Origin of the sequence: Acinetobacter nosocomialis (assembly GCF_041021905.1) — a bacterium.
Classification (GTDB): Bacteria; Pseudomonadota; Gammaproteobacteria; order Pseudomonadales; family Moraxellaceae; genus Acinetobacter; species Acinetobacter nosocomialis.
In genome coordinates this window covers 1502928-1519110 of sequence record NZ_CP157432.1, presented here as the reverse complement: position 1 = coordinate 1519110, position 16183 = coordinate 1502928, and the positions used below count along the sequence as shown (strand labels likewise).

17 protein-coding genes are annotated in these 16183 nt (G+C 37.5%); 5 read left to right on the top strand and 12 right to left on the bottom strand.

The genetic code is table 11. From position 1 onward, the window contains the following. Positions 1-37: 37 nt before the first annotated feature. The 5 genes from ABLC00_RS06980 to ABLC00_RS06960 form a co-directional block, all read right to left on the bottom strand. Positions 38-1300 (bottom strand): FAD-dependent oxidoreductase, encoded by a 1263-nt coding sequence (locus ABLC00_RS06980; RefSeq protein WP_033846852.1) that lies wholly within the window; start codon positions 1298-1300, stop codon positions 38-40. After that, positions 1300-1530 (bottom strand): 2Fe-2S iron-sulfur cluster-binding protein, encoded by a 231-nt coding sequence (locus ABLC00_RS06975; RefSeq protein WP_016804807.1) that lies wholly within the window; start codon positions 1528-1530, stop codon positions 1300-1302. The genes ABLC00_RS06980 and ABLC00_RS06975 overlap by 1 nt, the downstream gene beginning before the upstream one ends. After that, complete coding sequence (locus tag ABLC00_RS06970) at positions 1531-2634, bottom strand: FAD-binding oxidoreductase (protein WP_033846853.1); 1104 nt, start codon at positions 2632-2634, stop codon at positions 1531-1533. After that, positions 2631-3563: a 4-hydroxyproline epimerase gene (locus ABLC00_RS06965; protein WP_033846854.1), complete on the bottom strand. Its 933-nt coding sequence runs from the start codon at positions 3561-3563 to the stop codon at positions 2631-2633. Before ABLC00_RS06965 ends, ABLC00_RS06970 begins: the two co-directional genes overlap by 4 nt. 168 nt (positions 3564-3731) lie before the next feature. Further along, entirely contained in the window at positions 3732-4415 is a 684-nt protein-coding gene (locus tag ABLC00_RS06960; RefSeq protein ID WP_025466272.1) for a GntR family transcriptional regulator, read from the bottom strand. A gap of 417 nt (positions 4416-4832) precedes the next feature. On the opposite strand from ABLC00_RS06960, the gene ABLC00_RS06955 reads away from it, so the two are divergent. Further along, the gene (locus ABLC00_RS06955) at positions 4833-5741 is read left to right on the top strand and encodes a DMT family transporter (protein ID WP_033846855.1); all 909 of its coding nucleotides are present in this window, start codon (positions 4833-4835) and stop codon (positions 5739-5741) included. Between the two features lie 56 nt (positions 5742-5797). Here the strand turns inward: ABLC00_RS06955 and ABLC00_RS06950 are convergent, their stop codons facing one another. Beyond that, positions 5798-6733 carry a dihydrodipicolinate synthase family protein gene (locus tag ABLC00_RS06950; protein WP_033846856.1) on the bottom strand — a complete coding sequence of 312 codons (936 nt, stop codon included), beginning with the start codon at positions 6731-6733 and terminating at the stop codon, positions 5798-5800. Between the two features lie 345 nt (positions 6734-7078). Between ABLC00_RS06950 and ABLC00_RS06945 the strand changes: the two genes are divergently transcribed. Then, positions 7079-8211, top strand: a protein-coding gene (locus tag ABLC00_RS06945; protein WP_223235881.1) for an IS3 family transposase whose coding sequence is annotated in 2 segments (ribosomal slippage) — positions 7079-7331 and positions 7331-8211 — 1134 coding nt in all. Because the reading frame shifts where the segments join, the coding sequence is not laid out codon by codon here. 431 nt (positions 8212-8642) lie between these two features. On the opposite strand, the gene ABLC00_RS06940 is transcribed toward ABLC00_RS06945, so the two are convergent. From ABLC00_RS06940 to ABLC00_RS06930, 3 genes are all read right to left on the bottom strand, one after another. After that, positions 8643-9077 carry an I78 family peptidase inhibitor gene (locus tag ABLC00_RS06940; protein ID WP_044423672.1) on the bottom strand — a complete coding sequence of 145 codons (435 nt, stop codon included), beginning with the start codon at positions 9075-9077 and terminating at the stop codon, positions 8643-8645. Positions 9078-9237: 160 nt separating this feature from the next. Continuing rightward, entirely contained in the window at positions 9238-9690 is a 453-nt protein-coding gene (soxR, locus tag ABLC00_RS06935; RefSeq protein WP_002048264.1) for a redox-sensitive transcriptional activator SoxR, read from the bottom strand. Between the two features lie 211 nt (positions 9691-9901). Continuing rightward, positions 9902-10189, bottom strand: a complete 288-nt coding sequence (locus tag ABLC00_RS06930; RefSeq protein ID WP_016804812.1) for a hypothetical protein — start codon at positions 10187-10189, stop codon at positions 9902-9904. 422 nt (positions 10190-10611) lie between these two features. On the opposite strand from ABLC00_RS06930, the gene ABLC00_RS06925 reads away from it, so the two are divergent. Further along, positions 10612-11271: an epoxyqueuosine reductase QueH gene (locus ABLC00_RS06925; RefSeq protein ID WP_080775672.1), complete on the top strand. Its 660-nt coding sequence runs from the start codon at positions 10612-10614 to the stop codon at positions 11269-11271. A gap of 318 nt (positions 11272-11589) precedes the next feature. Continuing rightward, positions 11590-12045, top strand: coding sequence for a GNAT family N-acetyltransferase (locus ABLC00_RS06920; protein ID WP_080593639.1), 456 nt, complete (start codon positions 11590-11592; stop codon positions 12043-12045). A 65-nt stretch (positions 12046-12110) separates the two neighbouring features. Here the strand turns inward: ABLC00_RS06920 and ABLC00_RS06915 are convergent, their stop codons facing one another. From ABLC00_RS06915 to ABLC00_RS06905, 3 genes are all read right to left on the bottom strand, one after another. Further along, on the bottom strand, positions 12111-13268 hold the full coding sequence (locus ABLC00_RS06915) for a winged helix-turn-helix domain-containing protein (protein ID WP_033846859.1): 1158 nt from the start codon (positions 13266-13268) through the stop codon (positions 12111-12113). Between the two features lie 130 nt (positions 13269-13398). Continuing rightward, positions 13399-14580 (bottom strand): cyanate transporter, encoded by a 1182-nt coding sequence (locus ABLC00_RS06910; RefSeq protein ID WP_033846860.1) that lies wholly within the window; start codon positions 14578-14580, stop codon positions 13399-13401. Continuing rightward, complete coding sequence (locus ABLC00_RS06905; protein ID WP_033846861.1) at positions 14580-15062, bottom strand: nucleoside deaminase; 483 nt, start codon at positions 15060-15062, stop codon at positions 14580-14582. Before ABLC00_RS06905 ends, ABLC00_RS06910 begins: the two co-directional genes overlap by 1 nt. 268 nt (positions 15063-15330) lie before the next feature. Here ABLC00_RS06905 and ABLC00_RS06900 point away from each other — a divergent pair, with 268 nt between their 5' ends. Then, the gene (locus tag ABLC00_RS06900; RefSeq protein WP_033846862.1) at positions 15331-16182 is read left to right on the top strand and encodes a LysR family transcriptional regulator; all 852 of its coding nucleotides are present in this window, start codon (positions 15331-15333) and stop codon (positions 16180-16182) included. Position 16183 lies beyond the last annotated feature (1 nt).

The window sequence follows — 16183 nt, the reverse complement described above, 5'->3', positions numbered from 1 at the left end:
AGCGGACAAAGTTATAACTTGTCTACTCTAGAACATTTCATTTTTGATTTAAAGGAGAAGTAGACATCGCCATGAGACTTTTTACACGAGTAGGAAGTAATGGTGGTCGAGAGTTAGGCAACTGCCAATCAAATAAACAAGCTGCTGCTGTTGCACACGTGCTTCCTTGGCACGCTCCCATTCCACAACGTGTATGTAATTTTGCATCAATCCAACTACTACGCTCGGCAACTTTATCAAAAGTCACATCTTCACATCGACAAAAAATAGTTTCTGGACGTGCAAGCGTTTTTAACTCAGCACGTATCTTAAAGCTTTTCTCAAGAAGATGTGCAAACAAACGATACCGTTGTCTTTGAGCAAATAATTGACTGGCTTTTTCATTTTGACCTATAGCCGCATAACCTGCGATGCTACCTTCAACCATCGCCAACTCACTTCCACCAAAACCTGTACACTCACCTGCTGCCCACACCTGTGGCTGTGATGTACGCTGATAGTCATCAACCGTAATCGCATTATCTTTAATTTGACAACCCATTAGCTGACCTAATTGAGTATTCGGTACTAAGCCAAACCCGCACGCGAGTCGATCACACTCAATTTCAATGATTCCTTTCGGCGTTTGTAGTTTTACTCGCTCAAGACGTTCCTGACCAATCGCTTCGATCACATAACTGTCAGGTTGATATAAACGATAAGGTAAAGATAACGCCTGTATTACTTTCGAAGGCCAACGCCAAAGTTGTAGTGCAAATTTACGAACAGAAGATGAAGCCGCCTGTTCAGCAACATAGAGAACTTGAGCCTCTGCTTTTTTTGCTGTGTCCGCACTTGCTAAAAGTAATGGTCCGGAACCTGCAATCACAACGCGTTCATTTTTTACAGATGTGCCTGCTTTAATTAAGGCTTGCAACCCACCTGCACCCGTTACGCCAGGTAAAGTCCAACCGGGAAAAGGCAAAAACAGTTCTCTTGCACCCGTACACAATATAAGCTGGTGATAAGACAAGTTTAGGCTGTCGTGAGGTCGCTCAACGAGTAACTGGCCTGCAAAAGGCGCGGCGACAATTTTCGCACCAAACATAAATTCAATATTAGGATGAGCCTTGATTTGTTGATATTTCTGCTGCGCCATTTCAGGCACAGGAAAAATCGGTCCAGCCCGCCAGATTTGACCGCCCGCCTGTGGGTTATTATCCAATATTAAAATTCGCCCGCCACTTTCGGCGGCTGCAATAGCAGCTGACAACCCCGCAGGACCTGCCCCAACAACCACCACATTGTATTGTTTTTCCATTATTGTGTTTCCACCTTCATGTCTTGCTGGCACAGCGTCTGACACGCAAGCACTCTGAGTCCATTAATATTGACACGACATTCCTGACAAACTCCCATTCCACAAAATGGAGTGCGTTTCTCACCACAGACAGACAAACGGCTATAAGACTTCGTTTGTGCTAAAGCAGCAGCAACACTGGTGCCCTCAATCACAGAAACCGATTGGCCGTTAATAAAAAGCTGAATCATCTATGCAGCTCCTATAAAACGATGAGGTAAAAAAGGTTCTGGATCTATATCAAAAGTTAACCCACACACGTGTGAAGCAATCAGTTTTGCCGTACCTGTCGCTGTGGTGACACCTAATCCTTCATGACCTACCGCTAAATAAACCGATTGAAATGCAGGATGTCGTCCAATTACCGGAATGCCATCCGGAGTGGCTGCGCGAAAGCCAGTCCATGCCCGAATAACATTAAGATCAGCCAAAGCTGGAACATAATCGGCAGCTTCTTTAAGCACACGAGTAAAGACTTCCGGCTCCACGGTCGGATCAACCGTATTAAACTGACGAGATGACCCAATAAAAAGCTGGCCTGTCGGTCTAGGCTGAATATTACAAGCCACCGAAATTCCACTTGTCGCTTGAGTGCTGGCTGCATAGGCCAAAGCCACCAATGTATGTTTTACATTTAATTCGGGATAACGGTCAGTAATCGCCAAATGACCTTTTTTAGGTTCAATCGGTAGCTCTGGAAAAAAATCTGTCGCATGAATACCGTTAGCCAAAACGATATGCGCAGCTTCTAGCCATGTGCCATCACTTAACTGAACCCGATTTTCTTCAATATGAATAACTTTAGCTTGTTGAACCTGAACCTTGTGGGGAAATTTTTTTAATAGCCATTCAGCAGCACAAGGTGCATATAAAATTCCATCATCAAAAACTTCTAAACCACCATAAAGACCGTGCTTTAAGTGAGGTTCAAGCTGATGAACTTCATCTGCGTTTCGAAGTTGGCAACGGACACCTTGTGCAGTGAGACGTTGATATTTTTCCTCAGCAATCTGCATTTCTTCTGCGCTACTTGCCAGCCATAAAGTTGGCGTTTGGCGATAGGCACAGTCTTCCGAAAGTTCGTGTCCTAATTCATGCCATAGCTGAACTGACCAATGACTAAGTTTTAATTCGGCTTCCAAGTCATCCATAATGACCAAATGCCCCATGCCCGCGGCTGTTGCACCACCGATCCGAGCATCCAAAACTTGCACATTTAACCCTTGCCGAGCCAATTCATAAGCACATGCCGCACCTACAATACCTGCACCAATGACGATGGCATCGGTTCTCATAGCTGAATACCCCAAGCAAATGGGTCATTTTCATCCATAAATAAAGTTGCTTCGGCACTCATGTAAGCTTCACCACGAATGGTTGGAATCACATATTCCCCTGCTTGCTCATAAGAGGCAATAAACTGGCTACCGATAATACTGGCTTGTTTCCATAACTTTCCTGGCTTAAGTTTGCCATCTGCAGCCAAACAAGCAATTTTCGCACTGGTTCCGGTTCCACATGGTGAACGGTCATAGGCCTTGCCTGGGCAAAGTACGAAATTTTTACTATCTGCTTCGGCGTCACTTGCAAATAACTCGATATGGTCAATTTCTTGCCCATCTTTACCGGTTATTCCTTGTGCCGTAAGGGCTTGTCTAACCGTCCACGCATATTCAGTAAGTTGATCTAAATTATCACTTGCAACACGTTGTCCATGATCATTAATCAAGAAGAACCAGTTACCGCCCCATGCAATATCACCAGTAACTTTTCCATATTTTTCAACGTCAACTTCAACCGCTTTCTTATAACGATATGCAGGTACGTTTCGCACACTAACCGAATGATCTTCATGCAGTGTCGCTTCAACATCGCCCACTGGAGTTTCAATTAAGTGTGTACCCACTTGTATTTTGCCCAAGTGTGCTAATGAAGCTACCAAACCAATCGTGCCATGACCACACATGCCGAGGTAGCCTGTGTTATTAAAGAAAATAACGCCAGCACTCGCTTTGGGATTCACTGGCTTACACAATAATGCGCCAACCAAAACATCATTACCGCGCGGTTCTAACATAGTTGCTCTACGGAAATGGTCATATTGTTCTGATAATATTTTTCGGCGGCTTTCCATATCTCCTGTGCCTAAATCAGGAAAACCTTCAAGCACTAATCGAGTTGGTTCACCGCCAGTATGAGAGTCCAAAATTTTTACTGTTTTCATAGAAGTATCCTTACATTTTCCTTTAGGATGACTGATCTCAAAACAGCAAGCTTGATCGTTTTCTTATAAATCTATGACGAAATCAGCATAGTGAAAACTTGCTTCAGCTAAAATAAAGACAAAAAAATTAGGCCATTGGCCTAATTGAAATGATAAAGAATGCAGCGCTTATTTTTTCACATTTTTATGAGGAGGTAAGTGCTCATAAAGTGATTGGCAAACACCATTAATATGCTCTTCAATTAACTTAACCGCCAAATCAACATCCTTGGCTTTACAGGCTTTCACAATTTCTTTGTGCTCATCATTTGCACGTGATTTGCCTTCGGAAACATTCATCTGCAATCTTAAATAGCGCTCAATTTTATCGTAAATAGAACGAATTAATCCGAGCATATAAGGTCGCTGTGCTGGCTCATAAAGGCACGCATGTAACTGCCAATTTAATGTAGTCCAGCTTCCAATATCCATGTTATCAATAAAGGCATTACAAATTTCATCTGCCTTTTTATAAGTTTCTTCTGTCATATTCGGCACAGCGAGCTGAATTAATTTCGTTTCTAACATAACCCGTACTTCAAAAATCTGAGCTAATTCTTCTTCAGAGATTCGGGTCACAATTGCACCGCGATTTTTTATAAACTCTACCAAGCCTTCGGCTTCAAGTTGCTTTAAGGCTTCACGTACCGGAATTTTACTGACATTAAATAGCTTGGCAATTTCGTCCTGACGGATAGGCTCACCTTCAGCAATATGCCCTGCAATAATTGCTTCTCTAATATATTTGACAATAACTTCTGATACCGAAGGCATTGCACCAAGATTTGATACATTAAAAGATGGTAGCGTCACGAATATTCTCTTAACCTCAAAATATGACACAAACAAAAGGATGATAATTTTAGTCACCCACCATAATGAAATTATTGCTTTGAAAGCATCATTTTCGGTACGGTTTATCCTTCATATAAAGCTTTTAAAAACTATTTTTATATCACTATAAGCCAATAATTTTTAAAATCATTCCTATACAAAGTATACTTTATACCATTTAATTCACAAAACTATTATTAGACTATGCCGAAATCGTCATTATTTTATTGTATTTAACCAAGCAAATCGTCATAAATACCAGCATACTACCCTGTTCTCTTGACGGGAAACTGTCAAAAATTCTTATCCATTGAGCTGATTATTGCTTACAAGGTAAAAATTATTATCTTGTAGAAATCTTGCTGCATAAAACTTTCAGAGTTTGAGTCACTTCATATGAGTACGCCAACAGAAGCAAAATTTTCCCTGACTTATTATACGGGTTTCTTATCTGTACTATTTGCTGCTTTTCTATGGGGTACGGCAGGCACTGCAGCATCTTTTGCAAAGGGCATCAGTCCACTTGTAATTGCTACTATTTCTGTGGGCTTCGGTGGTTTAATTCACACATTTTTAAGTTTAAAAGCCATTAAAAAAGATTACCGAAAGCTTTTTGACTATAAAACCAAAGTTTTGATTGCCGTCATTGTTTCTATTCTTTGTCCGTTTGCTTTTTATTCCTCGGTCTCATTAGCTGGTGTTTCTATTGGTACTGTTATTTCAATTGGCTGTGCCCCTTTGTTCTCAGTCATGCTTGAGTGGCTATTAGATAAACGTAAGCTTTCATTAAAATGGCTTATCAGTTTTATTCTTGGCTTTTTAGGAGTTGTTTTACTCTCATATGCAGGCGAACATAGTCACCAACATCAAGGCATTCAATCCGAACGGCTATTAGGTGTATTTTTTGGCTTACTCTCAAGTCTGAGTTATGCAACATATTCATGGATTATGAAAAACTTAATCCATAAAGGCATCGACTCAAGAGCTGCCATGGGCGTGATCTTTGGGATTTCAGCAGTTCTGTTATTACCTACTTTATTAATTACAGCAACTCACCTATTTAATTATCCAAATAATATTTGGGTGGCACTTTATATCCCAATCGTACCTATGTTCTTAGGCTATTTATTTTTTAGCTTTGGTTTAAAACGTATTCCAGCCAGTCAAGCCATGACGTTAGCTTTGGTCGAAATTCCTGTTGCAGCTTTATTGGCAGTTGTTGTAGTAGGCGAAAGTTTAACAATGAATAGTTATTTAGGTTTAGTTTTAATATTCCTCTGCGTTATTGTTCTCACTAAAAAATAAATAATAGAAGTAAAAAAGAGGCTAAATCGTTAGCCTCTTTTTTTATAGATATTTGCTTAGATTTCAGCTGACCAGTTACGGTACCAAGTACGGAATAATTCATACTGAGTTTCAACGTATTTACGTTGTGATTCACTCAATGCATCCGTCTCGTTAAAATGTAAGGAATATTCTTTATCGCCATTAAGTACCATTAAGTACTTGTAATAAAGGACTAAATCAGTACCTTCATCAAAAGACGATAAAACTTCTAAAGCGCTTGATAATTCTTGTGCCAAACGACGAGCTTTCGCATCCCCTGCTGCAGCTTTCTTACTAAGGTCAACTAACTGTAAAACTTCTTTAGGCAAAGCATTACCAATACCTGTAATTGCACCCGTTGCATTGCAGTTAACAAAACCATGGAAAACTTGAGTATCTACACCAGCCATTAATGTTACAGAGTCATCTTGAGAAGTGATGAACTCGGCTGCATAACGCATATCAGCAGCACCGCCAAACTCTTTAAAACCAATTAAGTTTGGAAATTCACGACGCAATTCAAAAAACAAATCTGCACGAGTCGCAAATCCATAATACGGGCTATTGTAAATTACCGCAGGTAAGCTAGGCGCAGCTTTTAGAATCGCAGAAAAGTGTGCCTTTTGTGCAGTTGGTGATGCACCACGTGATAATACACGTGGAATTACCATAAGCCCTTGTGCACCTACTTTTTCTGCATGAGCTGCATGAGAAACTGCTTCTTTTGAATTAACTGCCCCAGTACCCACAATTGTCGGAATACCAGCAGCTACAAGTCGTGCTACGCCTTCTTGACGTTGAGCTTCGGTCAATAAAGGCCAATCGCCCATTGAACCACAATACACTACCGCACTCATTCCCGCTTCAATAAGCTCATGCCCTTTTTTCACAAGCGCATCAAAATCTGGCTCACGGTTAGGAGTACATGGAGTCATTAGCGCCGGGATACATCCTGTGAAGATATTACTCATAATTATTCCTCAGTAATATAGTTAAAACTATTGGTAGTTGTACTTTTGAGTTAATCCATCTCAAAAGTTATGGAATGGGTATCAATAGCTGTCCAATCATTCTTCATATATCGTATACGATATACATAAAAAAGAATAGTCTTTGTTCTAAAATTCTTTTCATCAAAAAAAATGTATGAAAAACAAAGATAAGAACTATAGAACTCATAAATAGAATAAGTCTTGAAAGCTGTTTTCTAATTTATTAATAATAAAAAAGAGGTGGATCAGGAAATTTGAACAACACTTATAAGTGATATTTTGCTCCCCAAATGATGTTATAAACATCAATATATGGAGTATTTTATGGCACGTAGACCAAGAAGAAATCATTCAAATGATTTTAAAGCTAAGGTAGCACTTGCTGCGATTAAAGCAGAAAAAACACTTGCTGAATTGAGTGCTGAATTTGATGTTCATCAAAACCAAATTATCGACTGGAAAAATCAACTGATTTCAGCTTCCTCGCAAGCTTTCGATCAATCAAAAGCTCCAACAGAACCACCCATCGATCTAAAAAAACTACATGCAAAAATCGGTGAGCAGGCATTAGAAATTGATTTTTTAGAAGGTGTGTTGAAGAAACTGGGCCGCTTCAACCACAAAAGTTAATCGATGACTCACTTCAGATTTCAGTATCTAAGCAAGCTCAGCTGCTGAAAGTCTCCCGTGGTTGTTATTACTATCGCCCAAAACCTGTGAGTGCATCAGATCTGAAGCTGATGCGCTGTATGGATGAGTTACATATGCAATACCCTTTTGCAGGTAGCCGTATGATGCGTGATTTGTTGAATCGTCAAGGACATCATATAGGACGACGTCATACACGTACTTTAATGAAGAAAATGGGCATTAATGCGTTATATTGCAAACCAAATTTAAGCCAGGCTAATCAAGCTCACCGCAAATATCCATATCTGCTCAAAGGATTGGCTATTCAGCGCAGTAATCAAGTGTGGTCTACGGATATAACGTATATCCCTATGGCAAAAGGCTTTGTTTATTTATGTGCTGTGATTGATTGGCATAGCCGCAAGGTACTTGCGCATAGAGTATCGATTAGTATGGAGGTTACATTTTGCATAGAAACATTAAATGAAGCTATTGAAAAATATGGTCGACCTGAAATATTTAATACAGACCAAGGCAGTCAGTTTACCAGTGATGCATTTATTGATGTATTGAAATCAAATGGCATTCAAATCAGTATGGATGGTAAAGGTCGATGGGTTGATAATGTGATGGTTGAACGATTATGGCGGAGCGTTAAATATGAAGAGGTGTATCTCAAAGCCTACAGCAATGTTTTGGATGCGAAGAAGCAATTAAACGCATATTTTGAATTTTATAATTTGAAACGACCTCATTCGAGTCTGGACAAAATGACTCCAGATGAGTTTTACTATGACCAGCTACCACAACAAAATAAGGTAGCTTAACTAGAGCAGAGTATCACTTATAAATAAGCTTTTAGTTGTTCAAACATGTGGGACCACCTCTAAAATTCAAAAATTAAACGTGGCTAAAGAAAATTATTTACCTTCAAAAACGGTTAAAAAAGATACAGCAAACATTAGCCATTAGTCGCACATCCCTATTTTTACTCATTTTTACTGGTAAAGTGCTTTACATGGTTTGATACAACCTACTTAACTCAGATGCATAATTCACCTGTTACCTGCATCTGAAGTTTTTCTGCCTCTAGTCCGCTAGGGGCTTTTTTTTGTAATAGATAAAAACTGCTATATCAGGTTCATAAGCCTAGCGAAAAACAATATTCGCTCAGCCATTCTTCTTAAACTAAAAGAATAAAAGCCCATCTTTTGACAGGCTTTCTTATTCAGTCTTAAATCAATTTTTAATTAAAAAATTAACCGCAGTTCGCGTTGGTAATTTTTTTAGTTGCTGGATCAATAGTAACAGTTACTCGGTTTGAACGGTAATCCATCGTCATTGGCTGACCAGGAGCAACTTTACGAACAATTTCTGACTTCGTTTTTTGCTTAATTTGATCATCGGTTAAACCAGATTGCCCAACTAGTTTTTGAGCTTCTTCTGAAACACAGTTCGCCTGATTATCACGGAATAATTTCCACTCTTCGACGACTTGTCCATTTGGCAAATGGCAATAACCTACCTGACCATTTGCTTCATTTCTAATTTCTAACTTTCCGCCCTGTTCAACACAATATTGACTAGCTGGATTTGGTGAACCAATTTTTGGAGGAGTTGAATCTTTATGCTGTACTGCTGAACAAGCCGTTAACGAAACAAGCGCTAATCCAAGAAAGATAGTTTTTTTCATAAATTTTACTTCTTACTAAAAAAACTAAAGATATCAAAAAAATTCATGTTTTATATAAACTGTTTACAATAAAAAACCTTCATAGAGAGTAACTTACAAAATAATTAATTATTCCAAGCGGTACATTATTAGCAATAGAATCAATTAACAAATTTATGCACTATGATCTTTCTAAAATACGTGCCCCAACGCCTTCTTGTCCCAATACATCATTTGGATTTCTTAGTGGACATTGCTCTAATGACAAGCACCCACAACCTATACACCAATCCATCTCATCTCTAAGTCGCGTAAGTTTTTGAATACGATCATCCAAACTTTTCCGCCAATCAAGAGATAACTCTTTCCATTGCTGTGCAGTTAATTTAGACCCCATCGGATACTTACTTAAAGCTTGTTTAATTTCATCTAATGGAATCCCAACTTTTTGGGCAATTTTAATGATCGCAATGTAACGCAACACCACTAAAGTAAAACGACGTTGATTACCATTGGTTCTTATACTTTTAATTAAACCTTTAGATTCGTAAAAATGAAGCGTTGAAACTGCAACACCACTGCGTTTTGCAACTTCACCTACAGTCAACAAACGGCTTTGATTCGTTTCAGTCATTTCTATTAATCACAACTTTAGTTGAGGTTTTATAAAAGGATGCTTAAACTTTGTCAAATAAGACAATTTAATTTTAACAGTTCAAGCATTTAGAATATTTATCTAAATTTTAAACTACTAGAATGAATTAAGAATATATATCCAAAAACGAACAAAAAACAATCAACTTGTTTAAATTAATACTTCAGGTCAGGCCATATAAAACAAAATACTATGGTCTATTTTCACAACCACAAACCCAAAACATATTGTAAACAAACGGCATAGGTGCGCCGAGTGGATAGACTTTAGCTTCTTCTATTTTATATGTCTTTTTTCTCGATTCGATATGTAGAATATTATCACAGCGTGCAATCACTGTTCCTTTTTTATATAGCTTTTTTCTTTCATTTTTTGCATCAAATTTATATACCAAAAAGTAAACTTTTTCCCCTACCTCTATATTTGAATGATTAACCATAATGTAACCATTACAATACTTACATTGCCAATCGTCCATATCTTAAAATATCACATACTCAAATTAAAAAAATAGAATAACTGTTTTAGTATAAATTTAATAAAAATATAAATCTAAAAAAATATTTAAAATTAAAAAATAATACTTATTTGTGACGTTTATCACACTAATTGGCTGTCAAATTATAAAAAATAAATATATAAAAGACAAATAGTTAACAAAATATAAAATAATTATCATTTTCAATTAGATCAAATATTTTAAAATCAAAATTAATACTTATAAAATTACATAAACATAATATTTATATTATTATATAATAAAAAAATAATTTAAATTATTTTTTAAGAAATATATTGAAATCAATAATTAAATATTTTTCATCTTGAATTGAAAAAAATTCACTCCTATATTTATTTAAAAAACTTAGAATATATAGAAATATATCTTGATTTTTCCTTATGACTACTCAGAGACAAAAACTTGAACTTCCTTTAGGACATAATAAATTATTGCTTCATTCATGTTGTGCTCCCTGTTCTGGAGAAGTCATGGAAGCATTAATTGAGTCCAATATAGTCTTTTCTATATTCTTTTATAATCCTAATATCCATCCAGTGAAAGAATATCTCATTCGTAAAGACGAAAATATTCGATTCGCAGAGAAACATAATATTCCGTTTATTGATGCAGATTATGACACAGACAATTGGTTTGCTCGTGCTAAAGGAATGGAAAATGAACCTGAACGTGGTATCCGATGTACCATGTGTTTTGATATGCGCTTTGAGCGTACTGCTTTATATGCTTATGAACATGGTTTTAGCTTAATCAGTAGTTCTTTAGGCATTTCAAGATGGAAAAATATGGCACAAATCAACGATTGCGGGATTCGCGCTGCTTCACACTATCCAGAAATCCAGTACTGGGACTACAACTGGCGAAAAAATGGTGGCTCTAGCCGTATGATTGAAATTAGTAAGCGTGAAGAATTCTATCAGCAAGAATATTGTGGTTGTGTCTATTCTTTACGTGATACAAATCGCTGGCGTATGAGTAATGGCCGAGATCGTATTAAACTTGGTGTTAAGTTTTATAGTAATGCTATGGAAGAAGATTAAAAATCTCTCTAGCTATTTAAAAATAAATAAGTTAATTACATTTATTTCATTTTCTAAATTTTTAACCTTAAATAAAAAGAGCCACATCTGGAGAATGTGGCTAAAAGGTATACTTAGACGAGCTTTTATGTTTTTATAATAATTAAGTTAGCTTAAAATAAGATTAATAAAAATTTTTTATTTTAAAAAGTCATAAAAATAAGCAATTTCTTTTCTCATTAGATTTATTGTGTTAGTTTTTAATACTTTAATGTTTCTATAAACTATTTATATCCAACATATAATTTCATCAATCAGTCAGAATGAAGTGTAATTATGATTCAAAATGAAATAATCAAAGTCTCGCCAGTTCAACAACAAGACTATACTCAATGGTTAGAATATTGGGTTGCCTATCAAAATTTCTATCAGGTCAATTTACCCCTCCCTATCACAAAAATGACTTGGGAGCGTTTTTTCGATGAAAAAGAACCCATTTATTGTGCTGTTGCCAAAAATAAACAAGGTATCTTAGGTTTTGTCACTTATATGTTTCATAGGTCTACTTGGGCAGAAAATAACTACTGTTATTTAGAAGATCTGTATGTATCACCTGAAGTTCGTGGACGACACATTGGTAAACAACTTATTGAGTATGTTCAGAAGCAAGCCACTGAACATAACTGCGACCGTTTATACTGGCATACACAAGAAAGTAATCATACTGCTCAAAAACTCTATGACTGGATTGCACAAAAGCCCGGCGTTATTCAATATCGTATGTCTTTAAACTAACAAGTAAAACACCAAAAGCCTCAATTCTTTTGGTGTTTTATTTTTAAACCTAGAATAATGTTTATTTATTTCTTGCTGCGAATAAGCTTACTTACTTTATCATTAACAGCTAAACACTGATTAAATGCTGCAAAACGTTTGAGTTCTTGCTCTAGCTCGAAAAAGAAATGCTCTTTATCTTTCACTGTTTTTTCTAAATGTAAGCTAATTACTTCTAACTCTTTCACACTCCGATGCGCTTTACAGTCAATTCGGCCTACCAACTCATCTTGATAGAGAATAGGTAAACAGAAATATCCAAATACCCGTTTGGCTGCTGGTACATAACATTCGATCCGATAATCAAACTCGAATAAAGAAGTTAAGCGGTCACGATGTATAAGCGAGTTATCAAAAGGCGAAAGTATTTTTAAACCAAATTCACTATCCACTTTTTGCTCTATTGCTGCTACATCCACATATAGGCTTTGACCGTCAGCAAGTTTAACCGCTGATACAATACCAGCATCAACCTGCTCTTTGAGCACAACACGCATAGCCTCTTTTAAATCATTTTTCTTTAAATGAACTAATTGTTTCCATGTAAATGCCCCATGTGCTCGAAGCGTATTATTAAATAAATACTGCGCATATTCGTAAAGCGTGGGCATTGTTAAATCAATATTTTCAGGCAAGCAACGCTCAGTCAAATCATAGACTTTTTCCATACCGTTACGCTCACAAATCATCAGATCGCCCTGCATATATAACTGCTCAAAAGCACGGCGTCCCGGACCTGTATTCCACCAATTCCCTAAACTTTTTTTATTTTTCTTGTCAATATCACGTAATCGAATTTTACCTTCAGCACGAACACGCGCCAATATTTCATTCATCAGGTGTTGATCACCTCTATTGAAATAACGGCTTTCCCCTTTCTTAACCGACATCATGGCAGGTAAAGCATAGCGATAATCTTTCATAGGAAGATAAGACGCCGCATGATACCAATATTCGAAAATCTGACGTTCGCGAACCAAACTATTTAAATGGCTTAACTCATAGTCACGCACTCGGTTCCATAATATATGGTGATGAGCACGCTCAACCACAGAGATGGTATCAATCTGCACATATCCTAAATGTTCAATCGCCTGTAAGGTTCCATCTACTCCTGTCGCAAATGGACTATTTTTTCCTAAGCCTTGTTTAAGTAAGGCAATTTTTTTCAAAGTAGATGTCATAAAAATCAAATATTGTTGTATTCATTTCAAATCTAAAAATTTCAGAATCATCCTATCACTATTCTTTAATATTCTTTGCAACCAAATCGTATTTCTTTAGATGGGTGGTATTCTCTAATCACATCATATTTTATAGGTGAATTTTGCGATAACTTTTAGGTGCCAGTCTTATCACCAAAGCCATCACGAGCACCACACAACATAAATGAAAAATCCATCCCGCTTTATAAGCACCCGTAAAATCATGTAATGCCGCTACGAACCAAGGTGGTATTGCTGCAAGTAAAAAACCACCCCCTTGCATAAGTGCAGATAAAGCTCCTGCATTGCTAGGTTCTTCAAAATGGTCAAGTGCAACAATAAGTGTTAGAGCAAAACAGCCTCCCAAGCCAATCCCTAAACAAATTGCCCATAAAATAGATGCAAACTCGGGCACAAATGCAAGTCCAGAAAAACCAGCAAATTGCATGAATAGAGTAAACCATAGCCATGGACGGCGATCTTTATATTGTCTAGCTAAAATAGGCAAAATCAGTGCCGATGCTGCTTGGCTTAAAGCAAGTAAAGCGAGCAATTTTCCACTTTGTCCACTACTCCAACCATGATCTTGAAAAGACGGTGCTAACCAAGCAACAACCGAAGAATAACCACCATTAACAAGCCCAAAACACAACATTAATAACCATGTTCTAGGTTTCTTAAGCAATGTCTTGACAGGTGCTGGAGGTGCATTCGAACTTACGATAGAGGGTAAAAAAATAAATGTTGAGATTAATGCCAATACAGCTGGTAGAGCAAAGAAAGCCAATCCCACAGGCCATAAACCCGTTATATTTGAGACCACAGGCGCTAACCATGCGCCTAATGCACCGCCCCCCATAAGCATAGCTGAATAAAGTCCCATCATCGGACCAATATGTTGACTAAACTCTCTTTTGATAATGCCTGGAAAAGCTGCTTGTATCAGCGCGACGCCTAAACCGATCACGACCGCACTGATAATTAAACCCTCAGCTGTAGGAAATAAAAATCTAAGGCCACATCCAATACAAATAGTCAGTAGAGCACTCAAAACAACTCTGCGCTCGCCAACTATGCTTTGTACGATTGGACCAATAAATGCAATGACTCCCATTAACATCATGGGCAATAAAGTGAGTAAAGCTATTCCTTGTAGACTCAACCCAGTGCCTGCTCGGATACTGGAGACTAATGGACCAATGCTTGTCATAAAAGGTCTTAAATTGAGTCCAACCAAGGCGACTGTAACAATAAGCATGGATCGAGCAAAAGAAGCTCCAGACTGATTCATTACTTTAGGCCTGACTGATTGCTTTGATAATTGTTCCACAGTACGTAAAGATCGGTACGGCCTTCAAATCGGACAGGTACATATTCAATTTTCATAGTCTGCTCAGCAAATGGTTTTGCAAGATCAGCATATATTTCAGCTGTAGATAAACCAAAAGGTTTTCCGTCTTCATTAGAATAAGCATAATGAACTGTTTTTATACCTGCTAAACGCATTGCAGCCATACACATAGGACATGGATGCCCACTTGCAAACACAGAACAACCTTCTAAATTTGCAGTTCCTAGAACTTGGCTAGCTGCACGAATTGCAAGTAATTCAGCGTGAGCCGTTGGATCATTAGTCGTCAAAATTTGATTTACACCCGAAGCAATCACTTGGCCATCTTTTACAATCACTGCTCCAAATGGTCTGCCGCCTTTTTCAATATTGTGATAAGCAAGTTCTAACGCTTGGCGTAAAAACATTTGATTTTCTTTCATCATTTATCCTCAACCAACTTTGCGCCGACTAAAAGAAGTAACTTTCAATTTCACGGTATTCACTTGAATGTACATGCTGTAGCAATGATCCAATTATCTAGATAAGAAACTTAGGTATGAAAAACTCTAAATAAGCTTTAAGAGCAGAACAATTTGGAACTAGAATAAATGTGCTTAAAAGTATTTGGAAATTAAATTATTTAATCGATTGTATTAAGATTATAAATACTTAAGCGTTCCGCTCTTTGCCTAGTTGGTGATAATTCTTATGTTTGACCCTCGTCTTCTTCGTGCATTTGTGACTATTTTTGAAAGTGGCAGTTTTACCATCGCTGCTGATAAGTTACATCTGACACAATCAACGATTAGTCAGCAATTGGCACGTCTTGAAGAATCTGTTGGTCATACTCTCATTGATCGTACATCACGACCTTTACAATTGACTGCCTCAGGTGAATATTTAATTGGTTATGCTCAAAGAATTTTGACACTTCAACAAGAAGCAGAAGCTGTTTTAAAAGATCCAGCAGGTAGTATTCCTATTCGGATTGGCTTACCAGAAGATATGATGAGTACTGCTATGGCAGAAATTTTCGGCATATTCGCACAAGCCCATCGGTCTATTCGCTTAGATGTTACTTCTGGTCTAAGCCGTAACCTAACAGAGCGTTACCGAAATGGTGAACTGGATATTGTTATTGTGAAAGAGCCTACTGCCAGTGCTGATTGCTATGCATCTTTTCCTGAAGAAATGGCTTGGTTTGAAAGTGAAAATACGATTACACCCATAACCGATCCCATTCGTTTAGTGACTTTTCCCCAAGGTGGACTTTATCGAGACGAAATGTTTGAAACCTTAGAGCGAGAACGGAAACGTTGGTATATTGCTTTTACAGGCAGTAGTTTAGAAAGTGTTTTAGTCAGTGTCGAAACAGGTTTGGGAATATCTTTACTTCCTGTAAGTACCACTAAAGGTCGTCGTGTACGTAAATATAGGTCGTTAGGTGAAGCTTCACCTATGGTAGTTTCAATTTACACATGGGAAAAAGCTGGGTTGATTTCCCAGCTTGCTGATAAGATGACTACTGTATTGCAGGATCGTTTCGAATCGCTCTCTTAAG

Excerpts from the sequence above, each read along its gene's own strand:
- ABLC00_RS06980 (WP_033846852.1), bottom strand. The coding sequence starts at position 1,300 with ATGGAAAAACAATACAATGTGGTGGTTGTTGGGGCAGGTCCTGCGGGG.
- ABLC00_RS06975 (WP_016804807.1), bottom strand. The coding sequence starts at position 1,530 with ATGATTCAGCTTTTTATTAACGGCCAATCGGTTTCTGTGATTGAGGGC.
- ABLC00_RS06970 (WP_033846853.1), bottom strand. The coding sequence starts at position 2,634 with ATGAGAACCGATGCCATCGTCATTGGTGCAGGTATTGTAGGTGCGGCA.
- ABLC00_RS06965 (WP_033846854.1), bottom strand. The coding sequence starts at position 3,563 with ATGAAAACAGTAAAAATTTTGGACTCTCATACTGGCGGTGAACCAACT.
- ABLC00_RS06955 (WP_033846855.1), top strand. The coding sequence starts at position 4,833 with ATGAGTACGCCAACAGAAGCAAAATTTTCCCTGACTTATTATACGGGT.
- ABLC00_RS06950 (WP_033846856.1), bottom strand. The coding sequence starts at position 6,733 with ATGAGTAATATCTTCACAGGATGTATCCCGGCGCTAATGACTCCATGT.
- ABLC00_RS06940 (WP_044423672.1), bottom strand. The coding sequence starts at position 9,077 with ATGAAAAAAACTATCTTTCTTGGATTAGCGCTTGTTTCGTTAACGGCT.
- soxR (WP_002048264.1), bottom strand. The coding sequence starts at position 9,690 with ATGACTGAAACGAATCAAAGCCGTTTGTTGACTGTAGGTGAAGTTGCA.
- ABLC00_RS06930 (WP_016804812.1), bottom strand. The coding sequence starts at position 10,189 with ATGGACGATTGGCAATGTAAGTATTGTAATGGTTACATTATGGTTAAT.
- ABLC00_RS06925 (WP_080775672.1), top strand. The coding sequence starts at position 10,612 with ATGACTACTCAGAGACAAAAACTTGAACTTCCTTTAGGACATAATAAA.
- ABLC00_RS06915 (WP_033846859.1), bottom strand. The coding sequence starts at position 13,268 with ATGACATCTACTTTGAAAAAAATTGCCTTACTTAAACAAGGCTTAGGA.
- ABLC00_RS06910 (WP_033846860.1), bottom strand. The coding sequence starts at position 14,580 with ATGAATCAGTCTGGAGCTTCTTTTGCTCGATCCATGCTTATTGTTACA.
- ABLC00_RS06905 (WP_033846861.1), bottom strand. The coding sequence starts at position 15,062 with ATGAAAGAAAATCAAATGTTTTTACGCCAAGCGTTAGAACTTGCTTAT.
- ABLC00_RS06900 (WP_033846862.1), top strand. The coding sequence starts at position 15,331 with ATGTTTGACCCTCGTCTTCTTCGTGCATTTGTGACTATTTTTGAAAGT.